Source organism: Agarivorans sp. JK6, from assembly GCF_045277145.1.
GTDB classification, from domain to species: Bacteria; Pseudomonadota; Gammaproteobacteria; order Enterobacterales; family Celerinatantimonadaceae; genus Agarivorans; species Agarivorans albus.
On sequence record NZ_CP113525.1, the window covers coordinates 2,173,900 to 2,198,669 of the forward strand.

A 24,770-nucleotide genomic window follows, 5' to 3' on the forward strand; every position below is an offset into this window, starting at 1 on the left:
AAGTAAATCCCCCCTTGGAGGCATTTCAGTGACTAAGCGTAGAGTCGTTGTTACTGGTATTGGTGCACTATCACCAGTAGGTAATACCGCTGAATTAACTTGGCAAGCCCTTAAAGCTGGTCAAAGTGGCATTGGCCCTATCGAACACTTTGATACCGAAGCTTTCCCAACCCGTTTTGCCGGCTTGGTTAAAGACTTCAATGTAGAAGAGTTCATGAGTAAAAAAGACGCGCGCAAAATGGATGCGTTTATTCAATACGGAATTGCAGCTGGCCTAATGGCTTTTGATGATGCTGGTATTGAAGTTACCGAGGAAAATGCAGATAGCATTGGGGTGTCAATTGGCTCAGGCATTGGTGGTCTTGGCTTAATTGAACAGAATCACGAAAATTATTTAAAGAATGGACCACGTAAAATCAGTCCGTTTTTTGTGCCATCAACCATTATCAACATGGTTGCTGGCCACCTTTCAATAATGAAAGGTTTAAAAGGCCCTAACATCGCTGTTACTACTGCTTGTACTACTGGTGCTCATGCTATTGGCCTTGCAGCACGTATGATTGCCTATGGTGACGCAAGTGTAATGTTAGCTGGCGGTGCTGAAAAAGCCTCTACGCATTTAGGTATGGGTGGTTTTGGCGCAGCAAAAGCACTATCTACTCGTAACGATGACCCAACAAAAGCTAGCCGACCTTGGGACCAAGACCGTGATGGTTTTGTGTTAGGCGATGGTGCAGGTGTTGTTGTACTAGAAGAATATGAAGCCGCTAAGGCGCGTGGTGCTAAAATTTACGCCGAGCTGGTTGGATTTGGTATGAGTGGTGATGCTTACCACATGACGTCGCCTCCAGCCGATGGTGATGGTGCTGCTCGTTCTATGGCTGCTGCTATTAAAGATGCAGGTATCGATGCCTCAGAAATTGACTACATTAATGCTCACGGCACTTCAACACCAGCAGGTGACGTTGCCGAGACGCAAGCGGTTAAGTCTGTATTTGGCGAACATGCTAAAGAAGTATTGGTTAGCTCAACAAAATCTATGACTGGTCACCTTTTAGGTGCAGCTGGCGCCGTTGAAGCGATTGTGTCTATTTTGGCTATTCGCGACCAAATTGCTCCTCCAACCATTAACTTGGAAAACCCAAGTGAAGGTTGTGATTTGGATTATGTAGTTGGCAAAGCACGTGAAACTAAAATTGATTACGCATTGTCGAATTCATTTGGTTTTGGTGGTACTAACGGATCTCTGGTATTCAAGAAAATTGATGCCTAATCTGCGTATTGCGCTATAGCTAATTGAAGCCTGATGTTATCATCAGGCTTTTTTATATCTAGGATTGTTGAGTTTGCTAGACGCTAATTTATCAACGCTTGATCGAGGCTTAAACTACGGCGATGGTTTTTTCACAACAATGCTGGTGCGGTCTGGAGAGTTGACGCTTTGGGATTACCACCTAAAACGTTTACAACGCGCTCAACAACAGCTTGGCTTTCCTTCTCTTGATTTCGTTACTATCAAAAGAGATGCCGATAAGCACGCTTCTAAAGCGAACAATGCCGTACTAAAAGTCACTATTACTCGCGGAGAAGGTGGTCGAGGTTACGGCTTGCCAGAATGTGTTAAACCAAGTGTATTTATGTCTATTTCTGAGTTCCCGCAAAGCTACGTAAACTTTAGAGACAGTGGAATAACACTTGGAATTGCTAAGCAACGTTTGGCAAGTGGTAGTATATTTTCATCAATTAAAACCTTAAATCGCTTAGAGCAAGTGCTACTAAAAAGAGAAGCAGACTCAAGCGGGGTTGCTGACTTGGTTTGTTGTGATATTTTTGATCAGGTGGTTGAGGGGGTTGCGTCTAACTTGTTCTGGGTTAGGGGTAAAGTGATTTATACAAGTGATCTAGATGGTGCAGGGGTTGCCGGTGTGCAACGCCAGTTTTTGCTAGACAACGTGAAGCATTCTCCTTATCAGATCCAATTAGGTAAGTTTAAAATTGAAGATGTAGTCGCTGCTGATGAAATATTTGTCAGTAACTCGGTATTGCAGTTTGCCCCAGTTAATACTTTTAATGAGCGCAATTACGAGCGCTTTCCTGTTTGTCGTTGGTTCCAAAATTTGGTGAAAAATGCTTCGTAAAGTAATACTTGGTTTTATTGGTTTTTCTTTAATTGCTGGTTTCCTTTCATATAAGTGGTTTGATAATTACTTAGTTGAACAATGGGAGTTGCCACGTGCAACCGAAGTTCAACAAGTGTCGGTAGGCTCAGGAACTAACATTTATCGTGTTGCCAACCAGGTATTTGCTAACGCAGACCAAGATGCATGGTGGTTGCGAGTTTGGTTCAAACTTCATCCTCACCACAGTCAAATTAAAAAGGGCTTATATCAGTTAGATGAGCAGCTTAGTTACGCCCAGCTAAGCCAGATATTAGCGAGCGGAAAAGTCGTTCAGTTTAAAGTTAGCTTAATTGAAGGTGAGACCTTTGCCCAGTTTTGGCAAAAGCTTAACCAAACTGAAGGGATTAAGTCGAGCAGTAAGAATGAACAAGAGTTAATTGAGTGGCTTGAAATTGAGCAAAGTAAGCTAGAAGGGCTGTTGTTACCAGAAACTTACTTTTTTGTTCACAATACGCCTGCAGAAAGCATTATCAAGCGCGCCAAGCTAGCATTAGATAAAGTAGTTGCCGAGCAATGGGATAAACGTAATCAAGCTGTTCCACTCAAAACACCTTATGAAGCGCTAATTCTCGCATCAATTATCGAAAAAGAAACCGGTGCTAAGTTTGAACGGCCTCGGATCGCTTCGGTATTTGTAAATCGCCTTAATAAGGGGATGCGTCTGCAAACTGACCCTACTGTAATTTACGGTATGGGAGAGCGGTATGATGGAAATATTCGCCGTAAAGATTTACGCGAGGCTACGCCTTACAATACCTATGTTATTCGAGCTCTTCCGCCAACACCCATCGCTATGGCTAGTGAAGATGCCATTATCGCTGCGTTAAACCCCGAGCAATCTAATTATTATTATTTTGTCGCTAAGGGTGGTGGTGAACATTATTTTTCTAAAAACTTAGCTGAGCATAATCGCGCAGTTAGAAAATACATACTTAAGAAATAGTTATTATGACGCGTGGAAAATTTGTAGTTATTGAAGGCTTAGAGGGTGCAGGAAAAAGTACCGCAGTTGCCGCGATCCAAACTTTGTTAGAGGAACAAGGTATAGAGTACATAAATACTCGTGAGCCAGGCGGTACGCCAATTGCCGAGTCTTTACGAACGATAGTAAAACAAGGTGTTGATGGCGAGCAGGTTTGCGATAGCACTGAGTTGTTACTCATGTATGCGGCGCGCGCTCAATTGGTGGAAACACGTATTAAACCCGCTTTAAGTGAAGGTAAATGGGTGGTAGGTGACCGCCACGATTTAAGCTCACAAGCTTATCAAGGTGGTGGCAGAGAGTTAGGCGTAGATAAACTACAAGCGATTAAACAGATTGCTATTGGCAGTTTTGAACCTGATTTAACCTTATACTTGGATATTGAACCTGGATTAGGGCTAAGCCGAGCACGTGATCGCGGCGAGTTAGACAGAATTGAGCAGCAAGCTTTGAGCTTTTTTGAAAGAATTAGATCGGTTTATCTTGCGCAAGCAGAGGCTAATGAAAATATCGTGAAAATCGATGCAAGCCAAAGCATAGACAAAGTAGCTTGTGATATTCAGGCTGCATTAAATAATTACCTAAATACACTGTAACGGTATTTACTATGAGTTCTCCTTGGTTAAGTAAGGCATGGAAACAATTATCACATCAATTAAGTGAAGATAACTTTCCGCAAAGCCTGCTGCTTCGTGGAGAAAAAGGTTTAGGTAAGCTCCAGCTAGCAAAGTTTGTTGCTAAAACTATTTTATGTAGCGAGCAAAAACATCAAGCCTGTAATCATTGCCATAGTTGTCAGCTAGTAGACTCTGGCGCCCATGGCAGTTTGTTTTTGCTAGAACAAGAAAAGCCTAAAGTAGATGATATTCGTGCTTTAAGTTTGTGGGCAAACCAGACTAGTAGTTTTGGTTCTTCAAAAGTGGCGATTATAAGCGATATCGGCCTGCTAAATACGGCATCAAACAATGCTTTATTGAAAACCTTAGAAGAACCCGTGGCAGATACACACTTTATCTTGGTTAACCATTTGCCGTTTAAAGCGATGCCAACAATAATGAGTCGATGCCAAGTTTTAAATATCGCCACACCAGAGCAAAGCTGGGTGAAACAATGGTTGGTAAAACAAAAGCTTAGGGTAGACGAAAACTTTGCTCTAATTTATCGTTTCTGTAATGGTTCTCCCTTGCAAATCAAAGAGTTTTATCGCGAGCAGCAGTTTACTCAGCTAGAACAGTTTATTCATCAATATCAATTAATGGTGCAAGCTAAAACTAATAAACTGGCTGATTTAGTTCACAAGCAGCCATTGTACTTACAATGGCTAGGTCATTGCTTAACCTTATCCTTTAGTTTAGCTAAAGGGCTGGCTAATAGAGATGACTTTCCCCAGTTTGCTGTTGTTAGTACTAAAGACAAAACTATTGAATTGGCCTATCAAGACTGGCTCGATTTGCTCAAACAGATAGAAGAATATCCGGGCCTAAATGTTGGCCAACAGCTTTACCCGCTGTTTACACGATTTAAGGATTAACGCGCGTGTTAGTAGATTCACATTGCCATTTAGACAGACTTGATTATCAAGGTAAGCATGTAAACGTAGCGGATGCTTTAGCTAAAGCTAAAGATGCTGGCGTAGATTATTGCCTTGCTGTGGCTATATCTCCTGAGAAGTTTCCGAGCATGATGGAGAAAGTGCAACACTTTGATCAAGTGTTCGCCTCTTGTGGTATGCATCCACTTTATGTTCAAGACCAAGAGTTTGACCTTGAAAAAATGGAATCTTATCTGGCTCACCCAAAAGTTGTTGCCGTTGGTGAAACAGGTTTGGATTATTTTTATGCGAAAGAACATAAAGAGTTACAGCAGAGAGTCTTTATTGAGCAGATAAAGTTAGCTGTTAAGCATAACAAACCATTGATTATTCATACCCGAGATGCACGAGAAGATACTTTGCGTTTACTGTCGGAGCATAAGGCGGAGCAATGTAAAGGGGTACTTCATTGCTTTACTGAAAGTTTAGAGATGGCAGAGGCAGCCATTGAAATGGGCTTTTATATATCTGCTTCAGGGATCATTAGTTTTAATTCGGCTAAAGAGTTGCAGCAAACCTTCAAACAAATTCCTTTAGATAGGATCTTGGTTGAAACAGATAGCCCATACTTAGCGCCGATCCCGTTTAGGGGAGAAGAAAACCAACCTGCTTATACTCGGCAGGTAGCTGAGTGTTTAGCAAAAATAAAAGGCATTAGTTTAGAGGAAGTTGCAGAACAAACTACCCAGAACTTTTTTGATTTGTTTAGTTTGGCAAAGCCTTGAAAAAAACGGCTCCACTCTAGTCCCTGAGCGGAGCGTAGGGGAATGGCTCTGTGTTAGAGCCTTGCGCTAATAGTCTGTTAAGTGTAGACCGACTTGCGTGCTTTGCAAGCTTAGCCAAGCCCCTTGTCTTTAACTAACTCTCTAGGGTAGGAGTTCTTAATTTTGTTTCTTACCCATTTGCCTAAACCAATAACATAACCTTGGTAGCTTAGAGCCACTTCGCCTTTGTTGTTATTTGGATAGACAATATCTTTACCTTGATAAAAGTGATGAGCTTGTTCGGGCTCTAGTTCAATACAGTTTTTTGCAACTAAGTGTCCAAGAGCAGTAATTGCATCGTGGCTTGTTCTGAAGCCATGTTTAAACTCTTCGGCTAACTTGAGGCCAACTCGTTCAAATCGCATTTCATCTTTTACACGCAAAAAGCTGTTTGGAAGTAACCAGTAATCATTAGCTTTAGTAAATATGCTGTAGTCGCTAGGGAGCGTCATTCCAAACTGAGATTTAAAATGCTGCGCAATTGATGCTTGCTGCTTTTTCGTCGCAGTTTGATAAGCAAACGGTTTTATTCGTTTGTTGATTGCTGGTGTATCGATGGTTGCAGCGTTTTTGCGCAGTGCAGCTACGAAGAAACCCTCGCTATCATAGTATTGTGGCCAAACGTGTAAATAGCCTTCTTTAGTTATTGCTTTGTGGCTGTGCTCAAAAAGTTGCTCGAGATTAATGGTAGAAAAGCTATCGGGGTATTGGGTAGCAATACGACTAATCACTTGCTGGTTTTCTTGCTGATTTAAGGTGCAAGTTGAGTAAATCAATACTCCATTAGGCTTTAGGGCTTGTAGCGCGCTTTCAAGTAACGTGCTTTGCAGCTGAGAAATTTCATCGACATGCTGTTCACTCCAATTATCTAGAGCTTGAGGATCTTTGCGTAAGGTACCTTCACCAGAGCAGGGGGCATCTAGCAAAATAGCGTCAAACTGCTCGCTCATCCAAGTACCAAAAACCTCGGCACTGAAGTGTGTTACAGCCGCATTAGTTACACCACAACGTAATAAATTGGCACTAAGCACTTTAACTCGGCTAGCAGAGAACTCATTGGCAACAATCGCACCTTTACCTTGAAGCATGGCTGCCATTTGTGTAGTTTTAGACCCCGGGGCGGAAGCTGCGTCTAGTAACAAACAGTCTTCTTCGACTTGAAAGCAGTGAAATAGGGCGCTTACCGGCAGCATAGAACTGGCTTCTTGAATGTAGAACAAACCTGCTTGGTGTTCCGCGGTATTACCAAGCGATAAGCTTTCATCTTCGCGGGTAATCCAAAAGCCAGTCTCGCACCAAGGTATGGGCTCAAGCTGCCATTGATTGGTTTTGGCTAAGCTTAAAAATGCCTCGAGGCTTATTTTAAGCGTATTTACTCTAATGCTTCTGCGCATCGGCTGCTGACAAATAGCTTTGAAGCCAGCTAAACTCAAGTCGCTTGGAAGATCTTTCTCAATGCGCTCTATGAATTTAGCTGGAAAATTTATTGGTTTGGTCAAAATGCAGATTTTCTATGGCTCAATGGAAGGGCTCCATTGTAACCATTTTTCATCATAAATGGGCTGTAGTTCGTACTTATCCTGATCCTTTGCTGGTTTAGCAGTAGGTTCTTCATCGGGCGTCGCAAATGCAATGCCGCCAGTTAATAGTGTTTCCATTGAATCAAGACGAATGTTCGCGCCACCTAGGCCAAGTTTTACATCTACGCCCGAGGCATTCCAAAAGACACTATTTTCTCGCACTAAGTGGCGATATGCTGAGTTTATGTTCAGGCGAGCTAAGATTTTTGAGCCATCCATAGCAAGTTTTGCATCATCAACAAAACCTACTTGATATTGCTTATAAAGTACTGGGCTGCCAACTTTTAAGGAGCCAAAGTGACTACTGCTAAGCCAAATATGTAAGGCATTTGTATCAGTATTTGGAGCTTGTTTTTGTAAAACAAACTGTTGTGAGGGTTTGCCTTTTCCTGGAAGGGCATTAATAAAGTCGCCTTTTACCAAGGTATCTAAGTTTTTTACTTCAGATAGACTGATAGAGGCCGTTTCTTGCCAGTATAAGGCGCCACTGCGGGCGAAATTTCTATAGAAGGGGAAGTCCAACTCAGCATCTGCTTGTAGTTCGGAAAGGCTATCATTGAAATGCAAGTTGGTGACTTTACCAATTTGCTGTCCTTGGTATTTAATCGGCATGTTGTTGTAGAGGCCATGGCTATCGTTAGTTGTTAGGCTAATCGCTAAATGACGCTTAGTTGCATCCTGTTTAGTTTTATGAACAGTTCGGATGCTTTCCTTAGACAGTTCTTCGAAGTGATCAAAACTGATACCACCCATAACCAGTGATTTAAGTGATTCACTGTTTACCGACAAACCCTCTAAACTGGCTTTAATTTCCAATCCTGATGCGTGCCAGAATCGACTGTTATCCGTTACTAAGTGTCGATAGTTGCCAAAAATTTTAATTTTTAGGTCAATGCTGCCATCTTTTAACAAGCTGTAGTGCTCAACTTCTCCTACCGGTACTCGTCTAAACAGAACTGGCACCCCTTCTCCTAATGACCCTAAATAATCAGTATTTAGGCGCAGTGATAAAGGTTTTTCTATTTTTGCTTTAGACAATTGAGCAGCTTGTTTGTTGTGATGCAGGGCATATTGACTTTGCTTACTGAGAGTATTGCTATGTCCGGGCATCAATATGATTGGGGAGTTTATAAAGCCACTAAGACCGCTGCTTTCAACACTTATTCCATTTAGATCTGCTTCCACAGCTAGCGGGCTTTGGTTATAAAATCGGCTGCCTTGGGTAAGTAGATTGGTATATTGAGGCTGAATAAAAGCTTTTAGCTCAAAGCTGCGATCTATTAAGTTGATTTCAGTCACTTTACCTATGGTTAGCCCGTTGTAAACGATCGGGCTGTTAACTGCTAAACCCTTAACATTGCTAGTGGTAAAGCTAATGGACTTACTTCCAACGGGAGGCTTTGGTGATGTAGTAAGGGTAAACTCAGTTTGAAGCTCACCTTGCTCTGCAATCACTTCGATTTGTTTTGCACCAACTAGCGCACCAAGGTTTTTAACTCCGTTTAGTCCTATTTCAGGCTTTATCAGGACTAATTGGGTTGTATCGTTAAACAGATCTTCATACTTAGGCTCGACCAAGGCTTTTGCTAAAAAATGGTCGTGGCTTCCGGTATTTTGAATATCATTGATAAACCCTATTACCGCGCCGCGATAAACTAGCTTGCTGCGGTTTGCTGCAAGACCATGTTGCTGCTGCATGGTGATTTGAATCGCTTTACCACGTTGAGAATCTTTAAGATTGTCGTAGAGGGTAAAGTTTTGTCCTTTATCTGCAATAGCAGATTGAACGGGGCTATCAAAACTGACGCCACCGGAAATCACGCTGGCTAGGCTTTCACTAGAGATTTGCATCCCATCGAGAGAGATATCAGCCTCAAAGCCACTTACATTCCAAAACCGAGTATCAATTTTCACTAAATGAGAGAATTGCGGTTTGATTTGAATATCAAATTCTACATGGTGTTGATCATTTAATTGGTAACGCTGTACTTCGCCTACTTTAATTTTTTTGAAGTAAACAGGGGAGCCAATATTTAGAGAGCTTAAATCGTTTGACGTAAGGCGTACATTTAAACCGTTACCCCTAATAATATTAGGAGGTTCATTAAGTGCAACAAAGTCGTCGCTAAATTTACCTTTGCCGGGGTTTAGTTCAATGTAGTTACCAGATACTAGCGCGTCTAAACCGCTAATCTCTGTAATCGACGCTTTGGGCGTTACTAGCCAGAATTGGCTATCTTCTTTTAGTAACTGCTCTGCTTCTCGTTTAACTTCTGCAACTACAATTACGCCTTCTAAATTAGGTGCAAGTTCTACCGTTTTCACTACGCCAATATCTAGACCTTGGTAAAACAACTGAGTTTGCCCAGCGGTAATACCTTTTGCGCTATCAAACACAATGTTGATTTTCACACCTGCTTCAGACCAAGCTTTGAATAGTAGCCAAGCGCCTAACAGCACAGCCAAAATGGGCAACAGCCAAATAGGGGAGATTACCTTCTCTTTTTTAAGTTCCGGTTTACTAGCGTTATTCAAGTTGTTTATCCCAAATTAGTCTTGTATCAAAAGATTTTGCTGCGAACAGTGTTAACAATACTACTGCGCCAAATGCGGTGGCGCCGGGTCCTGCTTCCACGCCTACTAAATTATTTCGTTCAAATACTGCAATCATGATAGACAGAACAAAAAGATCGAGCATTGACCACTTACCAATAATGTCAATTATTCTATAGATAACAATCCGTTGTCGATTGTTCAGATTCAAATTAAATTGCAGGCTTAATAAAATAACAACCAAGCCGACAAGTTTCATTACAGGCACCACAATGCTGGCGACAAATACCACAATGGCAATCCCTACCATATCGTCTTTAATTAAGCTGATCACGCCAGACATAATAGTTTCGTATTGGGGAGCACCGCGAGTACTTAAAACGGTTATTGGCATTAAGTTCGCAGGGAAAAGTCCAACAGTAGCGGCAATGATAAAAGCCCAACATTTTTGCATGCTTTGAGGGGTTCGTGAATGCACTCGCATATGGCAGCGCTGACAGTGGCTTTGTTCTTCGGGCATTGACAGTTTGCAGTGCCTGCATTGTTTTAAGCCTAACTGTTTAGCGGATGTGTACATAACGCTCCCAGTATTCCGCTGGCTCTATACGTTGAATTAGGCGGGTAGACAGTAGCAAGGTTATGCAGATACACCAAAGCCCATAGCCTAAATCGATATCGGCGTATTCTACTAGTTTCACCAAGGCCACCAAAAAACTAACGATGTAGACTTCAATCATACTCCAGTGAATAAGATCGTCTTGAAAATGCAGCGCTGTTGCCAAAAAGGGAGCTTTCCAGCCTTTGCTTAAAGACAAAGAGGTATAACAGATTAAGCTGAATAGCAGAATTGGTGCGATGAAACTAGCGAGCACCACGCTGAACCCCACCAAATAATAGCCGTTTTCGAGTAACAACACGGTGCCGCGCAAAATATTGGCTGAACTGGGGATCCCAAGAAATGTAAAGCTTAACAGCGGATAAGTGTTAGCAAGCGTAACCATAATCAAGCACGTTAACGCTAAAGCAAATTGGCTAGAGAAACGAGCTCTACGCCCCCGCGCAAGTGTGTGTTTGCAGCGTGGGCATATTAATACGTTTCCAGCCCTACAATGTGCTTGGGTGTCGACCAACAAATCACAACTTGGGCAGATGGATAGCTTTGATAACTCAGAAGATTTCATACAGTACATATTAGCTAAGTCAGGCTAACTATGCTGTAAAAATTTGTCACTAGTAGTTTAAAAGTGAATGGTGCATACTACCCTGTATATAAAAACAGTAAATGGAGGCAGCGGTGGCTGTAATTATTAAATATGTCGTCGAACGTAACGGTGTAGAGAAAATGACTTTTAGTTCAAAAAAAGAAGCCGACAATTACGACAAAATGTTAGACGTAGCTGATCAGCTTACATTAATGATAAAGCATGCAGAACCTAAGATGAACGAGCAACAAGCCGAGAATTTAGGCTTCTACCTTTCTTCCCAGCGAAATGCGCTGCAACAAGTGCTCAAAGGCCAGGAGTTTGATGCATCGATGATAGAAGACGAGGAATAATGCAGTGGCAGACGTATCTTCGCGTTATTTAACACTAGGTAAACAATTAGACGCTTTGTTAGATAAAGACTTACCTTATATTTCTAATCTAGCTAATTTTTCTGCCTTATTATGGCTCGAGTTAGAAGAGATTAACTGGGTGGGGTGTTATTTGGCCGATAAAGCTAAAAAACAGCTGTTCTTAGGGCCGTTTCAAGGTAAACCTGCCTGTACTTCAATTCAAGTTGGTAAAGGCGTATGTGGTTCGGCCTTTGCGCAGCAGCAAACCTTCCGTGTTGAAAATGTGCATGAGTTTCCAGGACATATCGCTTGCGATAGTGCTAGCGAATCAGAAATCGTAGTGCCTTTATATCTTAATGGTGAACTGTTTGGCGTAGTAGATATTGATAGTCCACGTCTTAATCGATTCGAGCTAAGTGACCAAATTGGCATCGAGTATTTAGTTAAGGTGTTGGAAAATAAACTAAGTGATGTGCATTTTTAATGGCTTTTCAATATACGCTCACTATAATAGCCGAAATCAGCCCTGTCGCTGTACCAGTAAAGATGTATAAGAAAGGTCATCATGGAACAAACTAACAAACTGAAAAATAGCAAAGAAGTCATTCAATATTTGGCGACACAATTCCCAAACTGTTTTTCTACAGAAGGTGAAGCCAAGCCGCTTAAAATTGGTATTTTTCAGGACTTAGCTGAACGTCTAAAAGAAGACGAGAAAGTAAGTAATACCGTATTACGTTCTGCTCTGCGTCAATATACGTCTAGCTGGCGTTACTTGCATGGCGTAAAAGTTGGCTCTAAACGCGTTGACTTAGACGGTGTAGAGGGCGCAGAAATTGAACAAGAACATGTAGAACATGCACAAAAGACCTTAAAAGAAAGCAAAGATAAAGCCTTTGCCAACAAAAAGGCTCAAGCTGAAAAAGCTGACAAAAACAAAGCTGCTGCACGTAAACCAAAAGCTGATTTCAAGCGTACTAGTAAACCTAAAACTAGCGACAGCAAACCAGCAGCAGAGAAGAAGCCGATTGAAAAAATCGACAGTAAAGATTTAGTTGCAGGGAAGGAAGTTCGTGTATTGGTTGGAAAAACGCCAATGCCGGGTCAGATCTCAGAAGTAACAAAAGATGGCATTGCTGTTACACTTAAAAGCGGTATGTTAGTTAAAGTTAAAGCAGAACATATCGTTGCATAATTGATTTAGTAGTGAGATAGGTGCCTATGAAATATTTGAGCCGTCTGTGGCTATTTTTTTTAACGCTTAGTTACTCAACTCTGTTGTTGGCTCAAACGCCTACATTAGGACAAGATGCGCTACCCACTTTAAGCCAGCAAAGCCAACATGCTACAGCGGCAAAAAGAATTAGCGCTTTATATACCCGCTCTCACTACCGCAGTGTTCCTTTCGACGATGAATTATCAAGCGAAATCTTCGACAAGTTTATTCAGCAACTTGACTACAACCGTAGCTTGTTTTTGGAAGAAGATTTCTTACGCTTTGAGCGTTATCGCTACAGCCTAGATCAAGACATACCAGCTGGCAGATTGGAACCGCTTTATTCCATGTTCGACCTGTCGCTTAAGCGTCGCTACCAACAATTAGTATACTCTTTACAAGTGCTCGACGAGCCAATGGATTTTACTAAAGACGAACAGTTTCAATTTAATCGCAGCGAAGCAGATTGGCCTAAAACCCAAGCTGAGATTAAAGAACTGTGGCGCTTAAAAGTAAAATACGATGCGCTAAACTTAAAGTTAGCAGGCCGCGAACACGACAAAATTGTCGAAGTATTAGCCAAGCGCTATAACAGCGCGATTAAGCGTTTAGTGCAAACCGGCAGTGAAGATGTGTTCCAAACTGCAATGAACGCTTATTCTCGCGCCATCGAACCACATACTAGTTACTTATCTCCACGTACTGCAGAACGCTTCAAAATGGAAATGAATCTTTCATTAGAAGGCATTGGTGCAGTGCTGCAAGGTGAAGATGAGTACACCGTGATTCGAAGTTTGGTTCCTGGTGGACCAGCAGCGCTGAGCAACCAACTTGGTCCAGAAGACAAAATTGTTGGCGTTGCTCAAGGTGAAGATGAAATCGTTGATATTATTGGTTGGCGATTGGATGACGTAGTTGATCTGATTAAAGGTCCTAAAGGCACTACTGTTCGTCTTGAGATACTTGCATCTGGTGGCAAAGTCGATGGTAAAACCAAAATCGTAGATATCGTTCGCGACAAGGTTCGCCTAGAAGACCGCGCTGCTAAAAGCGAAGTAATTGAAATTGAAGGCAAGAAAGTAGGGGTGCTTAATGTTCCTAGTTTCTATGTGAATTTGAGTGAAGATGCCAGCAAAGAGTTACGTAAATTAGACGAAGAGAATATCAGTTCTTTGATTGTTGATTTACGTGGCAACGGCGGTGGAGCATTAACTGAAGCAACCGCATTAACCGGTTTATTCATTCCACAAGGTCCGGTTGTGCAAGTACGCGATCAGCTTGGTCGAATTACGGTAAACAACGATACTAGTAATTCAGTCACTTATAGTGGCCCAATGGTTATTTTAATCGACCGTTACAGCGCTTCAGCTTCTGAAATTTTTGCCGCTGCCTTGCAAGATTATGGCAGAGCCATTGTTATTGGTGAGCAAAGTTACGGCAAAGGCACTGTGCAGCAGCACCGCGGTTTAGGTCGAATTTACGACTTGTACGAAAATGAACTTGGCCATGTGCAGTACACCATTGCTAAGTTTTACCGAATAAACGGTGGCAGTACTCAACATCGCGGCGTAATTCCTGATATCTCTTATCCTTCTGCTTTGTTGCCGGAAGAAACGGGAGAGAGCGTTGAAGATAATGCTTTGCCTTGGGATAAAATTAAAGCGGCTAACTATAAGTTGCTTGGCGATGTTAGCCCTTATATTGAAGCTTTAGATAAAAAGCATCAGGCTCGCATTGCAAATGATCCAGAGTTTCAATACATCATTAGTGATATAGCTGATTATCGTAAAGACAAAGATATGAAGTCGGTAAGTCTTAATGAAAAAGCGAGGATCTCTCAGCGCGATGAAAAAGAGCAGAAACAACTTGCTCGCTTAAATGAGCGTTTAGTTCGCCTTGAACTGGAACCTGTTAAAGACTTAGAAGACGCGCCAAAAGATATTGATTTGGATGATGCTTTTTTAACAGAAGCTGCAGAGATTGCGGTTGATTACTTAGAACTTCGTAATCCAAGCTAAACAGATTTAGTTATCAATAAAAAAGCCAGCTAATCGCTGGCTTTTTTGTATTGGTTTGAAGCGTTACTAACAGGGAGTCGCAACGATCGATTGTTGTAGCTTTTTCACTTCTACAATCTTTACAGAGATGGTATCACCCACGCTATATTGCTTGTCTTTAGTGGATAAACGGCCCAACTCACTTTCGATGGTGAGTTCTTCATCTTTACCCGCAAGCTTGGTTTTTGGCACAAAAGCCGAGGCACCACTGTCAACTAGACGAATATTAAGGCCACCACGGTTTATATTGCTAATTTCTGCCAACAAACATGTATTTGGATCTTGTTCTGCAAAATACTCGCAATACAAGTAGTTGGCCATTTCTCGTTCAGCAAACTTTTGCTTCTTGCGATTATCACTTAGATGCTCGGAAAGTTCTTCAGATAATGGTGAAGAAGGTGTTTCGCCATTAATTACCGATTTAATAAGGCGATGATTCAACAGGTCGCTGTATTTTCTTATCGGAGAGGTCCAAGTGGCATATTTAGCTTCGCCTAAACCAAAGTGAGGCAAACACTTTTCATTGTAAACACCAAAATTAAAGTGGCGTTTTACCAACTGATCCAAACATTTATCGCCAGTCGCTGCGATGGTTCTTCTTAGTTGGCAGAAGTAGTCGAGGTCATTGAGCTTTTCTCGCTCAACCGGTAACTCAAACTTGGTCAGTAGCTCTACTAGTCCGTCTAGCTTCTCTTCTTTAAAACCAGAATGACATGCAAACACCCCAAAACCGAGCTTTTCATCCAGGAAGCGTCCGCCACAAATGTTGGCTGCCACCATTGCTTCTTCAATCATGCGGTTTGCACTACGACGAGATTGGCGAAGAATATCAATAACCTGACCTTTATTATCTAAGACAAACTCGTAGTCAGCTTGATCGCCAAACACCGAGGTGTTCTCTGCGCGCCATTGATTACGCTGCTCACTAAACAAATTAAGTTGTTGTAATGCTTCAGCTAACTCTGCGTTTGATTCGAGTTCAGTGGTCTTTTGTTCTATAAAGTCAGACACCTGATTGTAGTTTAGGCGATGTTTGGACTGAACAGAGGCTAAGTAAAACTCAGCATTTTCTTGTAACTCACCATCCAGTCCAATCAGCATTTCACATACTAAGGCTGGACGAACTTGGTCTGCTACTAGCGAACAATGTTCGTTAGCTAACTTACTTGGCATCATCGGTACAGTGCGTGCTGGTAAGTACAGAGTGAATGCTCGTTGTTTGGCAGCTTTTTCAAGTTCGCTTTCACTGTTAATGTAAGCACTCGGATCCGCTATCGCGACCTTTAGCTTCCAATGTTCTGCTTCGCGCGTGATTGAGACTGCATCATCCATATCTTTGGTATTTTCACCGTCGATAGTGAAAAACAACTCGTTGGTTAGATCATGGCGCTCAACTTCTTGATCAATAATCACAAGATCTTCAGTGAGTTCAGGCTGGTCCCAAGCTAATTGGTGCTTTTTAGTAGTAGCTTTCCATCGGGCAAAGTTATCGTCACTTTCTGCGATAAACTCGAAGATCTCGGCTTGGAAGTGTTGTTCTTTAAGTGCGTGTTTAACCAGTCTAGCCAATACCCAATCACCTTGTTTGATTGAGAATCCACTATCTTTTATCACTTTTGCACTTAATAACTGGTTGATCAATGGATGGTCAACCTGCAGCTTAGTGCGTTTATCAACAAACTTTACACGGGCCACAAAGGTATCTAAAGCGGCTTCTACTAATGTTTCAGGTTCTGCTGCTTCTTTACCATTATTTTCGCGAATAGCTGCGCTAATTCGGTCGCCGTGAATGAGCTTTTTCATCATTGGAGGTGAGATGAAATAGCTTTTTTTGTTGTCTGTTTGAAGGAAACCGAAGTTCTTCTCAGTAGCTTTTACTACACCTTCAACAGTGGGAATGGTCTCTCTAATTTGCTGCTTTAGTTGAGCCAATAGAGGGTTATCTTTAAGCATAAAGGCTTCCATTTTTTATCGTGAAAGCACTATACCCAAAGGTTTATCGCTATTCTAGCGAAACAGTACTGGTTTATTGGGTTTGGCTCGAGCTAAACTAAAAACAAATCAGTAACGACTAAAGAGCAAGGATGAGTAAAGATCAAGAAAAGCATCAGCAACGACAGGAAAAGTTGAAAGCAAGTGTGGATGCTAAAGTTGAAGATGCACAAATTGAAAAGGGCTTAGTGCTGGTTATTACCGGTAATGGTAAGGGTAAATCGACGGCTGGTTTTGGCAATGTTGCGCGTGCTACTGGGCATGGTTACAAAGCAACGGTGGCGCAATTTATTAAAGGTGGCTGGGAATGCGGTGAACGCAATCTTCTGCAAAACAACGGGGTAGAGTTTGCCACTATGGCAACAGGATTTACCTGGGAGACTCAAAACCGAGAACTTGATACCCAAGCTGCGCAAGAAGTATGGCAACGCTGTAAGCAGTGGCTAGCTGATCCATCAATCTACTTGGTATTGTTGGACGAAATTACTTACATGTTAAGTTATGACTACCTAGATGTTGAAGAGGTTGTTGAAGTAATTAAGCAGCGACCTGCAGAGCAAACTGTAGTGGTAACTGGCCGTGCATGTCATCGCAAAGTGCTTGATATTGCAGACACCATTTCTGAAGTAAAAAACGTTAAGCATGCTTTTGATTCAGGAATTAAAGCTCGCCAGGGCATTGATTGGTAAATATCTAAAGTGGCTTTAGGGCCACTTTCTCACCTGTATTTAAATATACGAAAATATTTTCTGATATCTTTCTTTTTCTTGGAAGATTAATTTAATTTTCGTGTTGTTTATTAAAACTGCGCCAACTTTTTCTACAAACATATTTGTACACTGTATCAAACGCACTTAGCTGAGATAATCCATGAAACAGCGGCAACAATACATAGACTTAGTTCAATCCGAAGTGGTACCTGCATTAGGTTGCACCGAACCCGTTACTGTTGCGCTTGCTAGCGCTAAAGCTGCAGAATTACTTGGCGGTTTACCAGACTCTATTCAAGTTAAGGTAACTCCAAATCTTTACAAGAATGGCATGGGAGTATTTGTACCAGGCACTGGTAAGGCTGGTTTACCTATCGCTGCTGCTGTAGGTGCAACAGCTGGAGATGCGAGTAGAGGTTTGGAAGTACTGGCGACAATCTCGGAAGAAGCGCTTCACAAAGCAAATCAAATGCTGAGTAAACGCCAAGTTAGTGTATCAATGGTAAGCAATGATGACGTGTTGTATACGGTGGTAAATGCCAGCCGCAATCAAGATAAGGTTGAGGTTTGCATAGCAAAGTCACATACCCGCTTTGAATATATCGTAAAGAACGGAGCAGTAGTGCAGCAAGCCAACGCTGTGCAATGTGTTCAAACCACTGAAACGAATCACCTTAAACTTTCAATAGAGCAGATCGTAGACTTTGTAGAAAACGTGCCGCTTACACAGATTGCCTTTATTAAACGTGCTGCTAGCTTAAACCGAGCGTTAGCTGAGACTGGGTTGTCGGGGAACTATGGCTTAGCGCTAGGCGCTAGTTTACAAGCGCAAGCAGAGCAGGGGCTACTTGCCGATGATTTAATAAATCGTGCAATGCGTTTGGGCGCGGCGGCATCAGATGCTCGAATGGGCGGAGCGCAACAAGCGGCAATGAGTAACTCGGGTAGCGGGAATCAAGGCATAGCTGCAACCATGCCGGTTGTGGCTTATGCAGAAATAAAGCAGCTAGATGATGATGCTTTTGTTCGTGCTTTAATGCTAAGCCACTTGGTTGCTATTTACGTTAAGTCGAAGCAAAACAAATTGTCAGCCTTGTGTGCTGCCACCACCGCAGCTATGGGGGCTAGTGCAGCACTCACTTGGTTGATGGGAGGTAAGTTGGCTGCAATTCATCGTGCAATTAACTCCATGGTTGGAGATGTTTCAGGGGTGTTTTGCGATGGCGCCAAAGCTGGTTGTGCAATGAAGGTATCAACTGGAGCCAGTAGTGCGGTTAAGTCTGCCATTCTCGCTGTTGCTGGTAGTAGCGTATCGGCTCAGCAAGGAATTGTGTTTGAATCTGCCGATGATAGTATTGCTCAGCTCGGAATTATGTCTAAAACTGCCATGCTTTCTACGGATGAAGCCATTATCGCCACCATGCAGAACAAGCAGGCTAACTAAGCTTGTAAGTTAAAGTCTAATGGAACCCAAGCTTTGCTTTGAGATGGCGCTTTCGCTAACAAGATTTGCTAGTCTTAAACGATGAATTTATGGCACTTATTCCCAACACAATTATTAGCAATTGAGCAAATACTGCTAATGCCGTATTTGCTTATTCCTGTCTATGGTTATTTAATTTTCGTGGCAGTTGCTAAGGCAAACTTTCGTAGGCCTTTAATCGTTTTTCTGTTGCTCTCCGGATTGACTAGTGCGTTGATGGTCTTCAGCTTTGGTCCGAATATGGGAAAAATTGTACCGCCTTTGATGCTAATAGCGGTGGTATTGTTTCCAGTTTATCGGTTCATTCGGTCATTTCGACTGCCAGATGTTAGCGCCAAATTGCTTTGGTTTATCGCTATTATAGCCGGGCTGGTGCATAGCCTTAGTTGGGCACTTTGGTTTGTCGCTATGGCCAACGCTTAATGAGTGACAAATTGTGTTTGCAGGGCATCCATGGCTAGTTGAACTTTCTGCTTTTCGTTGGGGTTAACTTTATGTACCAAACTAAGCTCAAAGGGATAACTGTATTCATTGGGTTTTATTAAGCGAATGGTTTGTTGGTCTATATAGGGCTGCGCTTCACTTAAGGGTAAATAGCCAACGTAAGCACCAGATAGTATTAGGGCTAACCGGCTGTCGAATTGGTATCCCTTGGCGCCAAAGTTAAGTTGCTGAAGTTGAGCTCGTCCTTTAGGGTTTAGTTCAATACTAGGGTGAATCGCGGCATGTTTAGCTAACAGCTCGCGATCGATATCAGCATCGAGAGTGCCGAATAACGGAGATTGCTTGCTGGCACACAAATATATAGATTCACTAAACACTACTTCACTCAAAAGTCCGTCAATGCTTCGGTAAGCGGGGTAAAACCCTACATGAGCTTGGTTGTTGATCAAGGCTGACTCAATGTTTGCTACCGATTCCATGTTAAGTGATATACAAAGTCTTGGCGCTTGCTGTTTAATTGCAGTCACTGCCTTGGCTATGTTTTCAATACTCCTGTGATCAAGCAGATCGGAATAAAGGATAACAAGCTCGCCAGTAAGAGGTTTACCCAAGTTATCTACCAGCGATGCAAACTCTTGAATAGATGAAAACAGCTGCAGGCAAGCCTGATAAACAGTTTGGCCTCGTTCGGTAAGGGCAAAACCGGCTCTGCCTCTAACACACAACTTAATGTTCATTCTGCTTTCAAGGCTAGACATATGGACACTAATGGTTGAACGAGTGATCCCCAAACTATGTTCAGCAGCTGCGAAGCCGCCATGTTCAACTACTGCCTTAAATACTCTTAACAAGCGCAAATCATATTCACTAAGCTGTTTGCCGGATAACGGATCTAACATAGTTTTATATATACCAAACTAAAGTTTTATTGTTTGATATTTAACATCGTTTTAGATTGGTATTCAATGGACTAAAACAAGTTACAAGGGAAGTGAGCACAAATGGAAGCGATTCAATACTCAAGTTTGATAAAAACACAGTCTTACATCAATGGCTGTTGGCATGCTTCTCAGCAGCGTTTTCCAGTAAACAATCCGGCTAATCAGCAATGCTTGCTTGAGGTAGACGACTGCGGCTTGCAAGGTGTTGAATTGGCAATTCAAGCGGCTAAGGCTGCACAAAAAGCGTGGGCTGCTAAATCAGCCAATGAGCGGGGCAGTTTGCTGAGAAAATGGTATCAACTGATTATGCAGCATCAAGACGATTTAGCGAGCATTCTCACCCAAGAGCAAGGTAAGCCCTTAGCTGAAGCAAAGGGAGAAATAGCTTATGGTGCCGCTTTCTTAGACTGGTTTGCTGAAGAAGGTAAACGCTGTTACGGCGATGTAATACCAGCCCCAGCTGGTGACAAACGTATTGTTGTGCTTAAGCAAGCTGTGGGTGTGGTGGCTGCAGTAACGCCTTGGAATTTTCCTAACGCCATGATTGCACGAAAAGCTGCAGCTGCCTTAGCGGCAGGGTGTACTTTTGTGGTTCGCCCAGCTCAGCTTACCCCAATCTCGGCGCTAGCGTTGGCGCAATTGGCCGAAGAAGCCGGCATTCCACCAGGTGTGTTTAATGTAGTTGTAGGTGAAGATGCCAGGGGCATGGGCAAGTTACTAACCGAAAGCCCAGATGTGGCCAAGTTTACCTTTACTGGCTCCACGGCGGTTGGCAAACAGTTGATAGCTCAATGTGCGAGTACGGTTAAAAAAGTATCTATGGAGTTAGGAGGAAACGCGCCATTTATTGTATTTGATGACGCCGATATCGATGCAGCGGTGCAAGGAGCAATAGCTTCAAAATACCGAAATGCTGGTCAAACATGTGTGTGTGCTAACCGTTTTCTGGTTCAAAAGGGTGTTTATCAACAATTTAGCGAAAAGCTGGCAGAGGCACTAGCAAAACTCAAAGTGGGTGACGGGATGCAAACAGATGTCGATATAGGCCCAATGATAAGTGAGCAAGCGAAAGAAGCTGTGCATGAATTGGTGGTTGATTCACAGAAAGCTGGTGCAAAAGTTATTTATGGTGGGCAAGCTCATCAGGCGGGTAAACAGTTTTATCAACCCACCATTATGACTCAGGTAAGCAACGATATGCCGATTGCCAAAAATGAAATATTTGGCCCTGTAGCACCACTAATTATGTTTGATACAGAAGAGCAAGCCATAGCTTTGGCCAATGATACTGAATATGGCTTAGCAGCTTATTTTTACACTCGCGATATTGGTCGAGTATGGCGTGTTGGTGAAGCGTTGGAATATGGCATGGTTGGCATAAACGAAGGGATTATCTCAAATGCTGCTGCACCCTTTGGCGGCGTTAAACAATCGGGTAACGGGCGAGAAGGCTCGCACTATGGTTTAGATGACTACACAGAGATCAAATATTTGTGTATGGGCGGCGTAAACAACTAACAATAGGAGACAGGGATGAATAACCAACAACTACAAGAAAGAAAACAAAGCGTTATTGCACGCGGCCAAGGCAATGTTTATCCAGTTTATGCTGAGCGAGCATTAAATGCAGAGCTGTGGGACGTAGAAGGTAAACGTTATATCGATTTTGCCACTGGTATTGCTGTATGTAATACCGGCCATAGCCACCCAAAAGTTGTGGCTGCAGCAAAACAGCAACTGGATAAGTTTAGCCATACTTGTGTAATGATTAATCCCTACGAGAGCGCAGTAGAGTTAGCAGAAAAGCTTGTAGCTATTGCGCCAGGTGATAGCGATAAAAAGGCCATGTTTGTAACCACCGGGGCAGAAGCGGTCGAAAATGCGGTTAAAATCGCACGCGCTGCTACTGGGCGTCGCGGGGTTATTGCATTTAATGGTGGTTTCCATGGTAGAACTAATCTTACTATGGCGTTAACCGGAAAAATTACGCCTTACAAACATCAATTTGGCCCCTTTGCCGGAGATATTTATCACGCCCCGTACCCTATGCAAATGCACGGTATAAGCAGTGAGCAAAGCCTGCAAGCTCTCAACAACATCTTTAAGGTCGATATCGCTGCAGAAGATGTAGCCGCATTAATCGTTGAGCCGATCCAAGGTGAGGGAGGTTTTTATCCTGCTCCTAAAGAATTCTTACAGTCACTTAGAGCGCTTTGTGACCAACACGGTATCGTTTTAATCATGGATGAAATCCAAACAGGTTTTGGAAGAACCGGCAAAATGTTTAATTGCGAGTATGCCGAAGTTGAGCCTGATTTGATTACCATGGCAAAAGGCATTGCTGGCGGCTTTCCATTGTCGGCGGTAGTTGGGAAATCATCAATCATGGATGCTCCTTTACCTGGCGGATTGGGTGGTACCTACGGTGGCTCACCGGTAGCGTGTAGCGCGGCTTTAGCGGTTCTTGATGTGATTGAAGAGCAAGATTTGGTGGTGCGTGCTAATCAAATTGGCCAACAGTTTGGCGAATACTTGCATTCCTTGCAGCAGCAATTTCCCGACCTGATTGGCGACATTCGGATCTCAGGGGCGATGATTGCCATGGAGCTCATCGAAGATGGCGATGTAACTCGCGCCAATACCGCATTAACTCAAGCGCTCATTGCCAATGCCGCAAATTATGGTCTTGTACTATTAGCCTGTGGTTTTTATGGGAATGTGATTCGCTTTCTACCAGCACTAACTATTGAGGATGAGATAGTTGATGAAGGTATGCAGCAGTTTTGTCGCTTGTTTAAATCTTTAGCCGGTTAATTCAAAGCAAATTCAAACAAGTTAACTTAAAGCAGCGCTCACTAAGCGCTGTTTTTTTGTTGTTTTAAAGCTATACAAGCGCTTGCTGCTTAGCTATGTTGTTATCTAAGGTCATGATTAAAAGCAATGTTTTGTGATAGCCTCGCTTTCCAAATTGCTTAAGTAATTAACGTTTTATAGGAAATAAAATGCCGCACCCTTTGCCAAATAGCCCGAGCACTTTACTTGTTTTACTAAGGTGGCTGTTATTGCTAATCCCCTTGGCCTTTGTGGTGGGTTCGTTAAACGCCTTGTTTTTGTATTTGCTCGATTATGCTAGCCATACCCGAGCCGATAACCCTTACTTGTTGTACTTCTTGCCTTTAGCGGGCGTAGTGGTGGTTTTTATCTATCGCCGCTTTGGAAAAAACTCCGAATCAGGCAACAATCTCATCATTGATGAGATCCATCAACCTGGTGCAGGTATTCCTGCTCGTATGGCGCCTTTGGTACTTATTTCCACAGTAGTTACGCATCTGTTTGGTGGTTCTGCTGGTCGCGAAGGAACCGCTGTTCAAATTGGCGGAGCATGCAGTGCCGCATACGGAAAGCTATTCAAACTTAGTGGTCGAGACTATCAGATTTTGCTTAGCGCTGGGGTAGCAGCCGGATTCTCCGCCTTATTTAGCACGCCTCTTGCTGCCACTATTTTCGCGATTGAAGTCTTGGCGGTAGGTAGGATCCGCTTCGATTCAGTTATCCCTGCTTTATTTGCAGCGATATTAGCTGACTTAGTGTGTTCCGCTTGGGGCACGCCTCATACCCAATACAAAATTGATTTTTTGGAACACGTGATGCTGTTTGAGCATGTGGTTCATGTTGATTTGATCATGTTAGGTAAGGTGCTTATCGCAGCGGTAGCGTTTGGTATAACTGGTTACCTGTTTGGCGAAACGGTGTTTGTACTTAAAGATATCTTTAAACTCGTATTTAAGAACCCCTATTTGATAGCAGTAATTGGTGGACTGATAGTCATTGGCATTGTGAGTTTAATTGGTAATCAAGACTACATAGGTCTGGGAGTTAACAGTTATCGAGAAGGCGGGGTAAGTATCATTAGTGCCTTTAACGAAGGAGGAGCAGAGTGGTACAGCTGGATGCTTAAGTTGTTGCTAACGGCAATCACGCTTGCTGCTGGGTTTAAAGGCGGTGAAGTAACACCATTGTTTTTCATCGGGGCTACCTTAGGTAACACCTTGGCGTGGATAATGGGCGCACCAGTGGATTTATTTGCAGCAATTGGCTTTATTGCAGTGTTTGCCGCAGCTACTAATACGCCTTTAGCCTGTACAATTATGGGTGTAGAGTTGTTTGGCTCCGATCATTTACTGTATTTTGCGGTAGCTTGTTTTGTTGCCTATTACTTTAGTGGTCACACTGGTATTTATTCTGCGCAACGGGTGGCAGTACCAAAGTCTACAAATTTTGCGGCGCACGAGAAAACCTTGGGTGAAATTAGGGCGGCCAATAACCGTTTGGTGTCTTGGTTAAAAAAACGAAGCAAATAAATGCAGGCTAAAACGCGTCACTCATCTTTATTAGTATTGGCCATATTGTTATGGCCAAGTATAGCGTTTGCTTACCCTGGCAACTTGACCACCCATTTTGAAGGTGAAGAGTTAAAAGCAACCGTCACCTCAAACACTGATCGGCCAATCCGTTGTCAACTTTCTGCAGGCCCAGATATTGTGTGGATGGAGATTCAAGACAAACAAGAGAATTTTAAATTTGCCAAAGGCTATAAAACTCATCACCTTAGCTTGTATTGCAAGATTATCGAGCAGAAAACCAAAGCTAGGCCTTGGCGATTAAACCCTTATAACACACCCATTCCTGAGTGGAATAAGGTCATCTTTCCAGATTAGCCTT

22 protein-coding genes are annotated in these 24,770 nt (G+C 42.7%); 16 read left to right on the forward strand and 6 right to left on the reverse strand.

All coding sequences use genetic code 11. From position 1 onward, the window contains the following. Nucleotides 1-28: 28 nt before the first annotated feature. The 6 genes from fabF (at nt 29) to OV592_RS10170 (ending at nt 5,478) form a co-directional block, all read left to right on the forward strand. Nucleotides 29-1,273, forward strand: coding sequence for a beta-ketoacyl-ACP synthase II (fabF, locus tag OV592_RS10145; protein ID WP_016403338.1), 1,245 nt, complete (start codon nt 29-31; stop codon nt 1,271-1,273). Between the two features lie 73 nt (nt 1,274-1,346). After that, nucleotides 1,347-2,138: an aminodeoxychorismate lyase gene (gene pabC, locus OV592_RS10150; RefSeq protein ID WP_406611294.1), complete on the forward strand. Its 792-nt coding sequence runs from the start codon at nt 1,347-1,349 to the stop codon at nt 2,136-2,138. Then, nucleotides 2,128-3,123: an endolytic transglycosylase MltG gene (mltG, locus tag OV592_RS10155; RefSeq protein WP_406611295.1), complete on the forward strand. Its 996-nt coding sequence runs from the start codon at nt 2,128-2,130 to the stop codon at nt 3,121-3,123. The genes pabC and mltG overlap by 11 nt, the downstream gene beginning before the upstream one ends. Nucleotides 3,124-3,128: 5 nt before the next feature. After that, nucleotides 3,129-3,758 (forward strand): dTMP kinase, encoded by a 630-nt coding sequence (gene tmk, locus OV592_RS10160; protein WP_406611296.1) that lies wholly within the window; start codon nt 3,129-3,131, stop codon nt 3,756-3,758. Nucleotides 3,759-3,769: 11 nt separating this feature from the next. Beyond that, the gene (locus tag OV592_RS10165; RefSeq protein WP_406611297.1) at nt 3,770-4,693 is read left to right on the forward strand and encodes a hypothetical protein; all 924 of its coding nucleotides are present in this window, start codon (nt 3,770-3,772) and stop codon (nt 4,691-4,693) included. 5 nt (nt 4,694-4,698) lie between these two features. Then, nucleotides 4,699-5,478, forward strand: coding sequence for a TatD family hydrolase (locus OV592_RS10170; protein ID WP_338626279.1), 780 nt, complete (start codon nt 4,699-4,701; stop codon nt 5,476-5,478). A gap of 110 nt (nt 5,479-5,588) precedes the next feature. Here OV592_RS10170 and rsmF read toward each other — a convergent pair whose 3' ends face one another. The 4 genes from rsmF to OV592_RS10190 are packed head-to-tail and all read right to left on the reverse strand — an operon-like array spanning nt 5,589 to nt 10,651. Beyond that, nucleotides 5,589-7,016: a 16S rRNA (cytosine(1407)-C(5))-methyltransferase RsmF gene (gene rsmF, locus OV592_RS10175; RefSeq protein WP_406611298.1), complete on the reverse strand. Its 1,428-nt coding sequence runs from the start codon at nt 7,014-7,016 to the stop codon at nt 5,589-5,591. A 12-nt stretch (nt 7,017-7,028) separates the two neighbouring features. Next, nucleotides 7,029-9,632: an MlaD family protein gene (locus OV592_RS10180; protein WP_406611299.1), complete on the reverse strand. Its 2,604-nt coding sequence runs from the start codon at nt 9,630-9,632 to the stop codon at nt 7,029-7,031. Then, the gene (locus OV592_RS10185; RefSeq protein ID WP_194164191.1) at nt 9,625-10,170 is read right to left on the reverse strand and encodes a paraquat-inducible protein A; all 546 of its coding nucleotides are present in this window, start codon (nt 10,168-10,170) and stop codon (nt 9,625-9,627) included. Before OV592_RS10185 ends, OV592_RS10180 begins: the two co-directional genes overlap by 8 nt. Before the next feature lie 40 nt (nt 10,171-10,210). Further along, nucleotides 10,211-10,651, reverse strand: coding sequence for a paraquat-inducible protein A (locus OV592_RS10190; RefSeq protein ID WP_040307540.1), 441 nt, complete (start codon nt 10,649-10,651; stop codon nt 10,211-10,213). A 293-nt stretch (nt 10,652-10,944) separates the two neighbouring features. Between OV592_RS10190 and OV592_RS10195 the strand changes: the two genes are divergently transcribed. The 4 genes from OV592_RS10195 to prc all read left to right on the forward strand — a co-directional run bounded on the left by OV592_RS10195 (nt 10,945) and on the right by prc (nt 14,439). After that, on the forward strand, nt 10,945-11,205 hold the full coding sequence (locus OV592_RS10195) for a YebG family protein (protein WP_016403328.1): 261 nt from the start codon (nt 10,945-10,947) through the stop codon (nt 11,203-11,205). A gap of 4 nt (nt 11,206-11,209) precedes the next feature. Continuing rightward, nucleotides 11,210-11,689, forward strand: coding sequence for a GAF domain-containing protein (locus tag OV592_RS10200; protein WP_406611300.1), 480 nt, complete (start codon nt 11,210-11,212; stop codon nt 11,687-11,689). A gap of 81 nt (nt 11,690-11,770) precedes the next feature. Beyond that, entirely contained in the window at nt 11,771-12,400 is a 630-nt protein-coding gene (gene proQ, locus OV592_RS10205; RefSeq protein ID WP_016403326.1) for an RNA chaperone ProQ, read from the forward strand. Between the two features lie 26 nt (nt 12,401-12,426). Next, nucleotides 12,427-14,439, forward strand: a complete 2,013-nt coding sequence (prc, locus tag OV592_RS10210) for a carboxy terminal-processing peptidase (RefSeq protein WP_016403325.1) — start codon at nt 12,427-12,429, stop codon at nt 14,437-14,439. Between the two features lie 66 nt (nt 14,440-14,505). Here the strand turns inward: prc and OV592_RS10215 are convergent, their stop codons facing one another. Continuing rightward, nucleotides 14,506-16,431: an exoribonuclease II gene (locus OV592_RS10215; protein WP_406611301.1), complete on the reverse strand. Its 1,926-nt coding sequence runs from the start codon at nt 16,429-16,431 to the stop codon at nt 14,506-14,508. 131 nt (nt 16,432-16,562) lie between these two features. Between OV592_RS10215 and cobO the strand changes: the two genes are divergently transcribed. Both cobO and OV592_RS10225 read left to right on the forward strand, forming a co-directional pair. Then, a complete protein-coding gene (gene cobO, locus OV592_RS10220) occupies nt 16,563-17,159 on the forward strand; it encodes a cob(I)yrinic acid a,c-diamide adenosyltransferase (RefSeq protein ID WP_406611302.1) in 597 nt (198 codons plus the stop codon). 181 nt (nt 17,160-17,340) lie between these two features. After that, nucleotides 17,341-18,624 carry a serine dehydratase subunit alpha family protein gene (locus OV592_RS10225; protein WP_406611303.1) on the forward strand — a complete coding sequence of 428 codons (1,284 nt, stop codon included), beginning with the start codon at nt 17,341-17,343 and terminating at the stop codon, nt 18,622-18,624. A gap of 458 nt (nt 18,625-19,082) precedes the next feature. On the opposite strand, the gene OV592_RS10230 is transcribed toward OV592_RS10225, so the two are convergent. Further along, nucleotides 19,083-20,006 (reverse strand): LysR family transcriptional regulator, encoded by a 924-nt coding sequence (locus OV592_RS10230; protein WP_406611304.1) that lies wholly within the window; start codon nt 20,004-20,006, stop codon nt 19,083-19,085. Between the two features lie 102 nt (nt 20,007-20,108). On the opposite strand from OV592_RS10230, the gene OV592_RS10235 reads away from it, so the two are divergent. The 4 genes from OV592_RS10235 to OV592_RS10250 all read left to right on the forward strand — a co-directional run bounded on the left by OV592_RS10235 (nt 20,109) and on the right by OV592_RS10250 (nt 24,766). Further along, nucleotides 20,109-21,566 carry an NAD-dependent succinate-semialdehyde dehydrogenase gene (locus tag OV592_RS10235; protein ID WP_406611306.1) on the forward strand — a complete coding sequence of 486 codons (1,458 nt, stop codon included), beginning with the start codon at nt 20,109-20,111 and terminating at the stop codon, nt 21,564-21,566. Between the two features lie 15 nt (nt 21,567-21,581). Beyond that, nucleotides 21,582-22,862, forward strand: a complete 1,281-nt coding sequence (gabT, locus tag OV592_RS10240) for a 4-aminobutyrate--2-oxoglutarate transaminase (RefSeq protein ID WP_406611307.1) — start codon at nt 21,582-21,584, stop codon at nt 22,860-22,862. Nucleotides 22,863-23,050: 188 nt separating this feature from the next. Beyond that, nucleotides 23,051-24,409 (forward strand): voltage-gated chloride channel family protein, encoded by a 1,359-nt coding sequence (locus OV592_RS10245; RefSeq protein WP_406611308.1) that lies wholly within the window; start codon nt 23,051-23,053, stop codon nt 24,407-24,409. Continuing rightward, nucleotides 24,410-24,766: a hypothetical protein gene (locus OV592_RS10250; RefSeq protein ID WP_016403316.1), complete on the forward strand. Its 357-nt coding sequence runs from the start codon at nt 24,410-24,412 to the stop codon at nt 24,764-24,766. The last annotated feature ends 4 nt before the right edge of the window (nt 24,767-24,770 follow it).